This window comes from uncultured Succinivibrio sp. (genome assembly GCF_902756765.1).
Lineage (GTDB): Bacteria > Pseudomonadota > Gammaproteobacteria > Enterobacterales > Succinivibrionaceae > Succinivibrio.
Map to the genome: position 1 here is coordinate 1 of NZ_CACVSS010000050.1, position 14,682 is coordinate 14,682.

Consider the following 14,682-nt stretch of genomic DNA (forward strand, 5'->3'; position numbering starts at 1 on the left):
TTATGCTCAAGACTGCGTCGCGGTTTTCTGTACTCATTTGCAAGAGAGATTGGTGCCAACAAGGTTGCCTTAGGACATCACAAGGATGACTGTTTATCAACCTTCTTCTTAAATCTGTTTTACTCCGGCATGATGAAGGCAATGCCTCCAATTCTGAGAAATGATAAGGATGATCTGACTGTAATCCGTCCTTTAATCTACTGTCGTGAAAGAGATCTCATCGCACTGTCAAAGGTAAAGAATTATCCTCTGTTACCTAAGGGCCTCTGCGGCTGGGGAGAAGATCAGACTCGAGCCAGCATGAATAGGATGATTAAGCAGTGGGATAAAGAATATCCAAAGCGTGCTGATATTGTCTTCAAGTCTTTAAAGAATGTTGCTCCATCTCATCTTCTGGATAGGGAACTTTTTGATTTTACAAAAATTTCCAATGGTCCAAAGGTGAAGTAAATCCTATCTTAAGTCTCTATATCTTTAAGAATCGATTTCACAAGCTATGACTTGTGGAATCGGTTTTTGTATTACACTCTGATTTCTCCTGTCTTATTAAGGTTTAAACCGGCAAAATAATCATAAAACCATCAACTTTCTTGTAATGTTTCTATATAATTTGTATTGAAACGTGTAAGGAATAACAAATGGCAAAGAAAAAAATCATCGTAGGAATGAGCACTTTATCTGAGATTAGAGATAAAGGTGGCATTTATGTAGATAAAACAAGGTTTATTGATTATCTAGAAAATAATGCTGGCACCAGTGTTCCTGTTTTCCTTCGTCCTCGACGTTTTGGAAAGAGTCTTACTGCAAGTGTGCTTCACAGTTACTATGATATTTCTGAAAAAGATCAGTTTGAAAAGAATTTCAAAGGTACTTGGATTTATGATCACAGAACTCCTCTTGCCAGTTCCTACTATGTCATTCATTTTGATTTTTCAAATGTTTCCTCAGACCCTGCACAGGTGAATAGAAGTTTCATAATCTCGGTTGCCGCCAGTATTTCAAACTTTACTGATAAATATCCAGAGCAGAGCCTTGCAAGAGAAGAGCTTGAGCCTTCTCTGTATAAAAATGCCACAGAACTTCTGACCAAATTTCTGACAAAATTTTCAGGTAATGTTGGTGCAGGTGAATATCTGTATGTAATTATTGATGAATATGATCACTTTGCAAATGAGATTCTTTCCAAAGATAAGGAAGCCTTTAAGGATATAACCTCAACAGCTGAAGGGCTTGAAGGTCTTATAAAGCAGTTTTATGCTCAGCTTAAAGCCTATTACCGTGGCAATCGTAATGGAGGAATAGACAGATTCTTTATTACTGGAGTGTCTTCAGTTTCCTTAGATTCAGTAACTTCAGGCTTTAATATAGCAACTAATATTGGTTCTGAGCTAGATTTTGGTTCTATGATTGGCTTTACCCATGATGAATTATCCGTGGTTATCGATGAATCTGTAGATTTTTCTCTGCTACCTAATAATATTACAAAGAGTCAGATAATACAGATTATGGAAGAGAATTTTGACGGTTATTCTTTTAATAGATATTCCAACGAGAAGCTGTTTAATTCAAATCTCTGTCTTGATTATTTAAGAAAGATGCTTTCAATAAAAACTCTTCCTGACTTAAATGAAATATCTCTGAATGATAATACTAGCAAGCTAAGAGGAATGCTGAATCTCTGTGAGGATTACGTCAGAGAAGAAATAGTCAGGGCAATGTTTAATAAAAGGCCTATTGTTACAGAACTCACTGACAAGATGAATCTGAACAGTACCAATTATTTTGATAAATCTCAGATTGTATCTCTACTTTATCACTTGGGGTATCTGACAATAGACACCGATGCTTCCAGAGAAGAAGGTGTTACAAGCTTTGTTATTCCCAATAAAGTCTATGAGAAACTTTTCCTAGACTACTGTCGTCTGTCTATGGGCTACAGTGCAGATGCCTACAAAGATTTATCTTCCATGTATGAAGAGTCTGCTGATATAACTCCTCTTATGGAAATAATAACAGAACAGATAGAGACCAAGCTTAATCCTCAGTCTTTAGGAAAATTTACTGAGATGGCACTGCAGCTGATATGTGACAGTATCATTAACAACAGTAGAAAGAGACAGCTTAACTCTTATATAGAATTTTATACAGGAAAAGGCTTTGCAGATGTATTTGTAAAGAATATCTATCCAAACGGGCACTATTTCCTGCTTGAACTTAAATACCTGCATAAAAAGGATGACAGCAAGTCTGCTGTAGAAGGAAAACTTGCCGAGGCTAGAGAGGAAATTGAAAGATACCTTGAGGGCACAGTACTCAAAGAAAAGGTTGGTAATCATCCTCTAGACTGCTATGCAATTGTTTTTGTTGGCTCAGTGTGCAGATTGTGTCAGAAAATTTGTTAAAAATTTATTTGATGAATACGGAGCAATAGAGCAAGGACCTCGCAGAGATAAGCTAACTGTTGAAATAAACTGTACCTAAGGAAAGATAACATTTTTAAATGGCGATGTAATCTTATCTGATGAAGTTGAGGGCGTTCTATGTAGAAGTTTTTATTTCCCAAAAGCAAAAGATTCCTCTTCAACAGCAGATATGCTGGCAACCGCTGAAATAAAAAGTACTTTAAAGGGCTTTTTCTCTTTAATACCTGAAAGTTGTAAGTGGATAAACAATCCTTATCTTGAAGAAAAAATAGATAACAAGATTTACCAGCATCAGTGTGCAGTAAAGCACGGATTCAAAGTACCACAAACACTAGTAACAAATAACGCTTCAAAAGTTAAAGAATTCTTCAAAAAAAATAACGGAAAAATCATCATTAAACAGCTTAGTGATATTTCTCTGATAGATGAGTCTCCTTATGTTAATAAGGATGGCATCAAAGATGTTGAATATAAAGGATTCTATACATCTGCAGTTACTTCATCAGATTTGAATAATCTTGAGGAATATTTTTGTCCTGGTTCAGCACCAGTACTTCTTCAGGAAAAATTAGAAAAGAAATCTGAACTTAGAGTTACGGTTGTTGGTGATAGATTGTTTTCCTACAGAATCTACTCTCAGGAAAATGACTTCTCCAAAGTGGACTTTAGACACGTTGATAATTTAAGAACCGAGAAATGTCAGCTTTCAGATGAGATTTCAACAAAACTCATAAAAATGATTAAAGTTTGGAATATATCTTTTGCTGCTGTCGATCTTGTTGAAACAGTATCAGAAGAACTTTTCTTCCTTGAGGCTAATGTTGCTGGAAACTGGCTATGGCTTGAAAAAGAACAGGACGGTTCAGAAATCGCCAAGGCCATTGCGGATTTGTTGACACAATAAATCTTGCAATATCTCTTATTACAAGTTTCTTCATTTTTTGAAGTTGTATACTATCTTTTTTTATCTGTTATTTTTATTGATGGGGCAAGAAGATCTCTTAATTTACTAGATAAAAGAGACATCGAGTCTATATATCTGATCACACACGACAGAAGAAAAGCTTATTTTTTGAGTTATTATAAAACAGTATTCAGAATTGAGTCCAAACTCACCTTATCATATCTTCTTTACTTGATATAATAAGTCTTATCACACTTGCTATCCAGTTTTATTGGCCAAATAAATTCAAAACAAATAATAAGGAATTTATTCCATGTCTGTTTACTCACATTCATTCACTGTAAAAAATTCAAACTACATTGAAGCTCTTGGTTACATGTGTACAGAGCAGATGAAGATCCCGCTTAATGATCCATTTGCAAAAGAGCAAGTGATTGTGATGAACTCTGGAATGAAATCCTATCTGCAACAGTTTATCGCCAGGCAGAACGGCATATGTTCCAACGTTTGCTTTGTTCAGTTATGGTCATTTACCTGGGATATCTACAGAAAAATTACCCCAGATCTTGGAGAGGTTCATTATTTCGATCACGATTATATTATCTGGACCTTATATCAGATGCTGCATGAGGAGCATTGTGCCGACTCAGTTGACGCGCTCGCATCAGTTAAGAATTATATTGCAGATGATGCGGATGGTACTAAAACCTATGAGCTATGTGTACAGATAGCAGATACCTTCGATCAGTATATGATGTATCGCAATGACTGGATCTTAATGTGGGATGCTATTGCTCAGTATCAGGGTGACAGGAACCTTTTAATTGAGGAGTGGCAAAAAGCAGTTACTCATCCTAAAGGCTCGGCTGCTAACAGAATGGGTAGAAATAATCTTCTTGCTAATGTGCTGGGAGATAATACCTGGCAGCCGGTATTGTGGACTATGCTCTTTAATCGAATTATCAAGGATCCTTCTAAAATTGAACCTTCATTTTACGACCGATCCATGGTTATCGAGGATCTTTGCGCAAAACTTAATTCTTTGGATGAAGAATCTGCTAGAAACGCCAATCTTCCACAGAGAGTCTTTTTATTTGGTGTGTCTTCACTTCAGCCTCAGGTAATCAGATTTCTTCGTGCTCTTGCCAAGCATGTCGACGTTAATGTAATGCTTTTAAATCCATGCCGTGAATATTGGGGAGACATCGACAGCCAGTGGAACAGAATTTTTAAGGATTTTAGGCAGGCCTTAAATGCTTTAAAACAGAAGCTAAAAAACAAGGATGTCTCTGGAGCTCTAAAGAAAAACATTAAAGGAAATGAGATTTCTGGTTTAAGTATCAGTGATTCCGATGCCATTTATAACGGAAAAGAACTTTCAACCGGTGAAGATTGCTACGATGAAGAGGGCGAGCTTGTAGAGGGAAATTCCTTACTTCTGGCATTAGGTAAGCAGGGCAAGGATAACCTTTCTCTAATGCTAGATTCTCACCCAGGTGAAGACAGACTTTATATAAGAACCAATGAGCTACTGCGTAATGCCTATGATAGTGTGCCTTTTAACCAGGAAATAAAAAGACTTTATGACAGTGCATCAGAACCTGTTGAGCCAAGCTTCGATAATCTTTTTATTGATCCTGTAAAGGCCGGTGGAGACAGCATGCTTCACCAGATTCAGTCGCAGATGCTGAATCTTGAGCAACCATCTCAGAGAGTAGTTATTTCTCCAGAAGATCATTCTTTAGAAATTCATTCTAGCTTTACTGAACAGCGAGAAGTTGAGTGTCTTAGAGATGCTTTATTAAGTCGATTTAAGGAAAGTATTGGCGAGGATGGACAGCCAACTTTAAAACCTCGAGACTGTCTGGTGATGATGCCTAAGATTGAGAAGTATGCTCCTTATATTGAGGCTGTATTCGGCTCTGTATCTCCTTCAGATAAAAACTATATTCCTTATGCCTTATCTGATAGAAGTTCCCGAGACAGCAGTCAGATTGCTGATGCAGTTTTAAAACTTCTGGATATTGGTGTTAAAAGAATAACCTTAAGTCTTATCATTGATCTGCTTACCGTTCCATCTATAGCTTCCCGTTACGGATTTTCAACGGATGATGTGGATACAATCAATGTCTGGTGTCAGGAAGCAAATATTCACTGGGGCCTTGATGAGGCTGATGCAAAAAAGGATTCTGGGGTAGATAATCTGCCATGGACCTTTGAGCAGGGCCTTTTCAGAATGGTTCAAGGTTATCTTATTGGGGATACTGTAGAAGGGCTTCCTGTTTATACCGAAATTGAAGGCTCTGATGCTCAGGTTCTAGGGCGCTTCTGTCTTTTTGTTGAGAATCTGAAACATTTGCGAGATGAGTTTATTCTTCCTGAAGAAAGCGTAGGTCGTAGCCTAGATAATGGTGAAGTAATCAAGAATCTTAAGGATTGGAGTGAAACTCTGGAAAAAGAGATTTTTCAGAAATTCTTTTATGATGTAAATGATTCTAAGTATCTTGAGTCTGACACCTACAAAGAATGCTGCGAAATCAAGCGTCTATGTGACGGTGTCAGTGAGGTTGTAGAAAGATTAAGAAAAGAAAACAAAGCTTCTGATCTTAAAATTGCTCTGCCAGTTTTCAGAAGCATGCTTATGGATAAGTTATCTAAATCAAACGAGGTTAACACCTTCAAGGGCAGCAAGGTGACCTTCTGCTCAATGATTCCGATGAGAGCTATTCCGTTTAAACATATCTTTATTCTGGGAATGGATGATATCAGTTTTCCAAGACAGGATACGATACCAGCCTTCAATCTTGTTGGAGTTAAAGGTCTCTTCAGACGAGGTGATCGTTCTAGAAGTATTGATGATCGCTACTGTTTTATGGAGGCAATCCTGTCTGCAAGAGAGTCATTGTACATATCTTATATCGGAAGAAGTCCTATAGATAACAAGGAGCGAAATCGTTCTACTGTTCTTGAGGATCTCTTTGATTACATCTGTGACGTTTTTACTGTCAAAGGCCTTGATGATGAGCTTTCCTCAGAGCAGAATGAGGTGAAGCTTGAGGAGGAAATCTCTCAGGCCTTAAAGAGAAGACTGATAAGACAGGATACCTTAACGTCCTTTAACAAAGACAACTATATATCAGATCCAGGTGATGATAGAACCTTAAGGCATATTCCTTCCTTTGATAAGAACAGTTATGTCGCTGATTTTTACAAGGCTCAAGGTCAAACAGGAAAAACTCGTGAGTATCTTGGTAACAAGGGAATTGGTTATTTCAAGGTTGAGCTGGAGGATAAGCTTACTCTTGGTGTTAATGAGATAAAAAAATGGTTCACAGAGCCTGCGGCAGCATTTTTGAAAAATAATCTTGAGATTCGACTTCCAGATGATGGTTCTTCGGTATTGTCTGATGACGAGTGTTTCTTCCTGGACAGATTCAGGCAAAACGGTCTGCTGCAGGAATTAGGCTCATATTCAATAGACAATAATATGGCTGAGGCTTACCTTCAGAATCTTTCTCAGAGTGGCTATCTGCCTTATGGAGTCCTGTCAGATGGCTTAAAGAAAAAGCTCCTTGAAGGAAATAATTTGCTCTTAAAATCTCTTTATGAGGTTGAAGGTGAAAGAGTCGGAACCGAAATGCCTTATCAAAGGACTTTCGATGTTGATTTGTCTGAATTTGCTGAGCCTTTAAATGAACCTTCCCTGAAGAACAGAAAATTTAAGGTTGAATTCAGCGGAACTGTAGTGTTCCCAAATACCCTGATTAACTATTACTCTGATGGTGACTATTCAGCAAACTTTGTGTTATCTGCGGTTTTAAATTCCTTTGCACTTCATTATGCAGGAGCTCCTTCAGTTGTAAATACCATCAGTAAAACTGGTGAAATCATCAGCTTTGATGTAAAAGCGTTAGAAGAGATAGACTGTATTGACCGTATTTTCTGCAATCTGCTCAAAATTGCAGTGCTGGCAATGTTAAGACCTCTTCCTGTTACATCGAAGCTTTTGACTGTATTAGGCAGTCACACTGATGAAGATAAATTCTTTGCGTATTCGCCTGAATCTAAATATCTGTACGGAAACTACGAAAGAGTATCTGAACATCTCCGTAAATTTGTTTATTCAGGACGAGATGAAGAAGATGCCTCTTCTGTTTTGGGGCCTCTAGCTCTTTATGACTGCTTGCGAAGATGTGCTTCAAATTTCAGAGAGAAATCTGATAAGACAGTTTCCAAGAAAACGGTAGCAACAGAATCATCAAATTAAGGTTAGAGGTGGAGATAAAAATGAATAACAATGAATTAAAAGTCGGTACCTTTAATCTTAGCCGTTCTTCTCTGATTGAGGCCAGTGCAGGAACCGGTAAGACTTATACCATTACTTATCTTGTTCTACGTCTGCTGCTAGGTTCCAGAGGTTTTGATGATAATCATCCTGATAGTCAGTTCAATTATGGATACACTGCAGGACCTTTAGAGCTAAAGAACATTCTGGTAGTTACCTTTACTAAGGCTGCAGCATCAGATCTTAAGGCCAGAATCCGTGAAAAAATTGTAACGGCACGCAGTGTTTTTGAGAAAGTTTCCAAAAAGGGAATAGAAATTCTGAACGCCCTTGATCTGGAAGAGCAGATGAAGTCTCTGGTCAGAGAAATGGTTCTGGTTAATGGTATTGAGGCCAGGGCCTGCGCTTTACTTCTATTGAATGCGGAACGCTCTATCGATGAAGCTCCTATCTGCACAATTCATTCTTTCTGTACCAGTGCTCTGCATAAGATTTATACCTTTGAAGCGGGGGAATCCTTTGGAGTTCAACTCTGTGAGGATATCTCAGAGCAGTCAATGGAAGCAAAGAACACTGTATGGCGTGAACTTTTCTATAAGGGGGATGAGAATTCCAAGAAGCTTGCAGCTCTCTTATCAGTAGATAGTGACGATAATATTTTCAATACTCTGAATTTATATCAGGATAAGCTTGAAAGGGTAAGAAATACCGATGAAAAAGAAGGTTACTTTGGTTACAACCTTTTAAACATAAAAGCACACTCCAGTGGGGACATCAGAAAAACCGTTGTTAAAGTTCTGGGTAATCTTGATGCTTATCTTTCTGATTTTCTCGTCTTTGCAGATAGAGTGAAGTCTATCTTTAACGAGTACGAAGTTATTACTGATAATGATGAACCTGGTTCCTTATTTACCAGAATCAAAGGTGCTGCTCCTAAATTCAAGAATTCTACAAAGGCTGGATATAAGCTATTAAGAGAGCTGTGTTCTATCAAGGATGATGAAGAGCGTAAGCTATGCTTTATTAGAGGCTCTTTCCCTGATGGAAACAACTTCAATTCTATCTCCAGAGTTACCGATCGCTCTAAGTATCCTGAGATTTTCAGAAATTCTGAAATGATTATCGAAATTGAAGAGCTTTATATGGAGATGGCATCTCTGCACAATAAGGTTGATGAGGTTAAATCTGAAATTCTGTTTGATATTGCAATCATGGCAGAGCAGAAACTTGATGAGATTTTAGAAAGAGATAATCTTGTTGGATTTGATGGTATTATCAGACGCCTTGATTATGTTTTAAACTACAAAGAAGGCTCCAAAGATACTCTTCCTGGGCTGATTAGATCTTCTTATCCTGTAGCTATGATTGATGAGTTTCAGGATACTGATCCGGTTCAGTTTTCGATTTTCTCAAAGCTGTACCTTAATGAGAATGCTAAAAAAACAGGAGCCTGCTGTTACTTGATAGGTGATCCCAAGCAGTCTATCTACGGTTTCAGAAAAGCAGATATTCACTCTTATCTTAAAGCACGCAGCCTTATTGAAACATTATATGGTAATGACTCTATTTATACTTTATCAACCAATTTCCGTTCCCAGGAACAGATTGTAGAAGGTGTAAACGGTATATTTTCATTAAGAACTGACCCTTTCTTTTTTGAAGAGAACTCTAAGGATAACATTGAGTTTAATAAGGTAAATGCAAAGATAAAAACTCTAGGTAATTCTGGTAAGTGCAGTTTCAGATTCTGTAATGAACCAAGTCCTTCAGATAATTTCTCTGCAGCAAGTAATTATGTTGATTTTATTCCAAAAGAGGATGTCTACAATGAATATCCTGAATCTGCAGGAAAAACGGGAATTAAATCTGTTTGTAAGGATTTTATTGCCAGAAAGCTGGCTTATGCAGTAAAAATCTGTTTGTCTCATGGTCTGTTAGACAGTGTTAGTGGCGATAAAATTACTTCTCGTGCTGTTAAATCTTCAGATATAGCTATTCTGGTCCGAAGTGGAACAGAGGCTAAGCTTATACAGGCGGCCCTGAAAGAAAAAGGTATTTCAAGTGTTTATTATTCAGACAGCTCAAAGGTTTTTGATGAGGAAAGTTCTGATAATTCAATCGCAGAATATGAGCTTATCCTGTATCTGATTGAGGCTATGGAGGATTATCCTAACCGAGGAAAGGTCAGAAGATTACTTTTAAGTCAGCTTTGTTCTGCTTCCACTCTTGATTCCTTGGATTCCCAGTCAGATTCACTGGAACTTGAGGTTGCTCTTTTAAAAGAATGCCGCGAGATCTGGGAGAAAAACGGCTTCTTTCCAGCCTTCTCAAAATGGGCAAATGATGAAAGACATCAGTGTCTAAAGAATAATCTGAGTTTTACAGGTGGCGAGCGTATGGTCACCAACCTGTGGCATCTTGCTGAACTGCTTCAGTCTGCTCGAACTCATGAGCAGGGCATTCAGGCTCAGAAACGCTGGTATACGGAATTAAGAAGCAATCCGTCAGCTCTCTCTGATTCAGATATGTTTAGCAAGCGTCTTGAATCTGAGGCTTCACAGGTCGCAATTTACACAATCTTTAAGTCTAAAGGTCTGGAGTTCCCTCTAGTATTCATGCCATATCTGTGGACTGATATGAGGGCTGTTACTCAGAATGATGCTTTTTATTACGACGAGAAAAAGGAAAAGCTTTATTTTGATATCTTAGGTACTGAGGCAACATTAAACCAGAAAAAAACAAGTGATCTGCAGGAGGATGCCCGTCTTTTATATGTAGCGCTGACACGTGCCTGCGCAGCAAACTTTATGTATATTGCACAGATTTCTGAAAAAAATCCAAATTCTCTTATAAGCGAGTTTACAAAATCTGAACAAAATGAAAAGACTGCATTTTCTGAGGCTCAATCTCTTTTAGCGGGGCCGATAACAGATGTTCTCTTGAAGAATAAAAAGCCAGAAGATGCAGAGAATGCTGTAGTGAAGAATCCTTTTAGAGTGGTAAATGACGATTTTTATAAGACTGTTGAATCTTCTGCTCCTGTTCAGAACGATGCGGTATCCGAGCTGCAGATCGCAGGACCATCTGAATTTGATGAGAGTTTTTCTGGAATCAGACAGGATTACAGAATTTCGTCCTACAGTGGAATTGTTGCCAGAAGCGAGGATGGAGGTCCATCTTCTTCAGGTCAGAATGAAGATATTCCTAAAGAGAATTTTACCCGTTTTAACTTTCCTAAAAGTGCAATTGCCGGTACCTATCTGCACAGTCTGATGGAGTATTGTGATTTTTCTAATTCATTAAATGATGCCACCAGATTGGAGTGTATTAAAAAAGCAGAGCTGACAAATGAAGCCGGTATTCTTAAACGCTGGACTGCATATAGTATGAAAGGTCTTTCTGACGAAGAAATTATAAAGCTTAAAACGGATGTGTTAAGTGAATGGCTTTCTGATGTAGTTCAGTCAAAACTTCCTTGTGGAGATTCAAAAACAGTAAGACTGTGTGACCTTGAAAAAGGTGACTGGCTATGTGAGCTGGAATTCCTGTTTCCATCAGATAAATTTACTTCAGACAAACTTGAAGCTCTTCGTCATAAGAATGCAGCTGTGTTTGCACAAGAAAAAGGGATAACTCTGGATAATATAAACTTCTCACTTGCTCAAAGTGAGCTTTCAGGGTTTGTTAAGGGCTTTATCGATCTGGCCATTAAGGTTGGTGATGGTTCTGATGCCAAGTTCTATGTAATCGACTACAAGAGTAATTTCATTGGATCATCAGTCCCAGCTTACTCATATGAAGCTGTTGCTCGTAATATGCTTGAGCACTGCTACGATGTTCAGTATCTGTTCTATTCTCTGGCAATGCACCGATTCCTTAAGACAAGAATAGAGAACTATTCCTATGAGAAAAATTTTGGCGGAATTATTTATCTTTATCTTCGTGGAATGGAACCTGACAGTTCTAATTCAATCATATATACCAAGCCAAAACAGGAAATTATAGAAGAGCTAAGCTCAATCTTCAGTGAGTAATCAGACGGAATTAAGAGAGTTGAAAAATGAGTAATATTGAAAAGTTATCTGATTTATTAGAAGAGTATTCAGAGCTTAAAAATCCTCTTTTAGATGCAGTTTTAAAAACACTGTCTCTTATGCATAAGGATCCTTTGCCTTTGGCTTTAGGATTTATGCTGACTGAACTTCTGTATAAGCAGAATTTAGGTGATACCTGTATTAAAGCTGATGCTCAAAGTATAAACAGCTTCTATCAGAACCTCTTTTTTCAGAAAAGAGAACGTTCAGCTTATTCCGATTTACAACCATCAGCTTCTGAAATATTCTGTCCGCTTATAAGCGACTCTGATATTGCTTCGGTATTTGAGGGATGTTCCGATCTGATTGGAACAGATAAAGCCTCAAATAAACCTCTGATCTTTGATTTAGGAAGACTATATATTCGTCGTAATTTCTGTTATGAAACTAAGATTGCTGATTTCATAAAAAAAGCTTCTAAGGAAAAAACTGAACAGAATCTTGGTGAAGATGAAAAGAACTCTGTTAAGTTGTTATTAGATGTGCTCTTTGAAAGATCCGATGCTGATCCTAGCAAGAATCAGGAATTTGATATGCAGAAGATCGCTGCAGCCATGGCGGCGGTTTCTCATTTCTGTATTATCACTGGTGGACCGGGTACGGGTAAAACCACTACTGTGGCAAAGCTGTTACTTCTGTTACAGAAAATCAATCCTTCAAAGAACAACATTCTGCTGTGTGCGCCTACAGGAAAGGCTGCAGGTCGTATGACCGAATCAATTAAATCTCAGTTTAAAGAGGAAGATAATCCAAAAGTTGGATATTTGTCTTACAGTTTTCCAAAGCTGTTTTCTGATAAAAACGAGCGTGAAGAGATCAAAAACAGGATATGTAAAACAGCTGTAACCGTGGATAAGCTTTTAGGTTCAATTCCTCATAAATCCCATAAGATTCGTAATGCCGACAATAAAATAGATTGTGACATACTCATTGTAGATGAAGTCTCGATGGTTGATGCGGCTAACTTTGCCAAACTCTGTGATGCTATCCGTGACGATACTAAGGTCATCATGCTTGGCGATAAGGATCAGCTGGCATCAGTTGAGGCTGGTTCTGTTCTGAACGATCTGTGTAACGATTTATCTGATTCATCACGAGTCCTTGATGGGGAAAAACTCTCTCTTATCTCTGCTTTAAGCGGTTACAGTGTTGATCAACTAAAAACTACTGATATTACGGATAATGCTGTACAGCTGAATTTCAGTTATCGTTTTGCAAAATTTGCAGGTATTGGTGCTATTGCAAAGGCAGTCAATGATGGATATAGAGAAAGGGATGATAAGCGTTTTGAAGAGTTACTTGATGAGCCTTTTGTACAGCATAAAGATCATGTTGAACTTTTAGAAATTAAAGATTCCAAAAAATGGAGTGAGAGAAATGCTGCTCTTGAGTCTACCTGTTCTGTTATTGCAAAAGGTTATGATGATTTCTGGAATGAATTAGTAAAGTCACACAATGAAGAAGGTTCCTTTACTGGTATTACTGAGGTACAGGCAAAAGAAATATTTAAAAATCTTGATAAATACAGAATTCTTTGCTCAAATCGTGAAGGATTATATGGAATTAAAAGCATAAATGAGCTCATAGAGAAAGCAGCTAAAGATAATCTAAAAACGCTGAATGCGAAAGCCTCTGCTGTTGATTCTGAATGGTTTATTGGTAAAGTAATTCTTGTAACCAAGAATAATTATGCCTTAAAAATCTCCAATGGCGATGTCGGATTTGTGGCTGCCGAAAAAAACAGAGACGGTTCAGCTGGTCCATTGAAGGTCTGGTTTGGAGATGAAAACTCTGTATTTAATGTAAGTCCTGTTTTTCTTACTGAGTATGAAAGTGGATATGCCATGACAATTCATAAGTCACAGGGCAGTGAGTATGAAAAGGTCTGTATGCTCCTTTCAACTGAGTTAAATCCAGTAATGACTAAAGAACTTGTTTATACAGGTATTACACGAGCAAAAGAGCATGTAAGTATCTACTCTGACAAACAAGTTTTTCTTGATGCCTGCAGAAGAAGAGTTTCTCGAGAAAGTGGATTGATGGAAAGAATCTAATTATTTGAATCATAGAATAATAATCAATTATTCTCTTTCGGATAAATATGATTAAAGCTATAGTTTGGCAACATGATACTAGGTCAAATCTGTTGCCCTCTGCTCTCTCTGCTCTCGACAAGTTAGTTGATAACAGGGCTAATCTTTGAATTTTTCGATTTAATCTGGTCAAAATTAAATTTGAGTTTATTTTTTGGTGGCTAATAACAGTTTCGATAAATCTATAAATTGTTTATAAAGTCTACAAAAATTTTGTAGACTTTTATTTTCTCTGCTTTATTTGATTTTCTGCAGGAGGTAAAATGAACGGTCTAGTAAATTACTAAAAGAAGCAGCAGAATCTGACAGGTAACAGAAAAGAATGATTGTAGGACAGGTTATTGAGCTTAAGGCAAACAATAAGTTTTTTACTTATTGTCGTAAGGCCTTTGGTGTAAGACGATTTTCCTACAACTGGGCTGTAGCGAAGTTTAAAAAGGACTATGTTGCACACTGTGCTGCCATGGACAGGTATACCAGAGAGCTTGCTGAATACAAGAAATCACCTCTTCAGTCTACAGTTGTTCCTGTTAAACCCAAACTACCATCCTGGCAGGATTACAAGAAAGAATTCAATGCCATCCGTCTGGAAAAATATCCATTCACATACGAAGTAATCAAGTATGCATCACAGCAGGCTTTCGTAAACTTCGGAAGAGCTGTATCTGATTACTTTGAAAATGTCAAAAAAAGAAAGAAATCCAAAGTAAAGACTAATAGCAAAAAACGAAAAGCATTCTTTCCAAAGTTCAAAAAGAAGAGTTATCAGCATGGCTCTTTCTACATCGGTGGAGACCAGGTAAAGATTGTTACAGGCAAAGCCTGTTCAAAGAAACTTGAAAATCACAGTACTAAACAATACATGAATATACCAAATTTTGGG

General features: G+C 37.6%; 7 protein-coding genes. All 7 read left to right on the plus strand.

Going from position 1 to position 14,682, the window contains the following annotated elements; translation table 11 throughout:
* Window positions 1-450 (plus strand): ATP-binding protein (locus QZU45_RS08030; protein ID WP_295353886.1); only part of this gene is annotated, 450 nt, incomplete at its 5' end.
* 188 nt (window positions 451-638) lie between these two features.
* Window positions 639-2,402, plus strand: coding sequence for an AAA family ATPase (locus QZU45_RS08035; protein ID WP_295353889.1), 1,764 nt, complete (start codon window positions 639-641; stop codon window positions 2,400-2,402).
* A gap of 190 nt (window positions 2,403-2,592) precedes the next feature.
* Window positions 2,593-3,327, plus strand: a complete 735-nt coding sequence (locus QZU45_RS08040) for a hypothetical protein (protein ID WP_295353892.1) — start codon at window positions 2,593-2,595, stop codon at window positions 3,325-3,327.
* Between the two features lie 313 nt (window positions 3,328-3,640).
* Complete coding sequence (gene recC / locus QZU45_RS08045; protein ID WP_295353895.1) at window positions 3,641-7,594, plus strand: exodeoxyribonuclease V subunit gamma; 3,954 nt, start codon at window positions 3,641-3,643, stop codon at window positions 7,592-7,594.
* Window positions 7,595-7,614: 20 nt separating this feature from the next.
* Window positions 7,615-11,646, plus strand: coding sequence for a UvrD-helicase domain-containing protein (locus QZU45_RS08050; protein ID WP_295353899.1), 4,032 nt, complete (start codon window positions 7,615-7,617; stop codon window positions 11,644-11,646).
* Window positions 11,647-11,672: 26 nt separating this feature from the next.
* Entirely contained in the window at window positions 11,673-13,760 is a 2,088-nt protein-coding gene (gene recD / locus QZU45_RS08055) for an exodeoxyribonuclease V subunit alpha (RefSeq protein WP_295353901.1), read from the plus strand.
* Between the two features lie 361 nt (window positions 13,761-14,121).
* The coding region (locus QZU45_RS08060) for a helix-turn-helix domain-containing protein (protein ID WP_295353904.1) at window positions 14,122-14,682 on the plus strand (561 nt) is incomplete at its 3' end.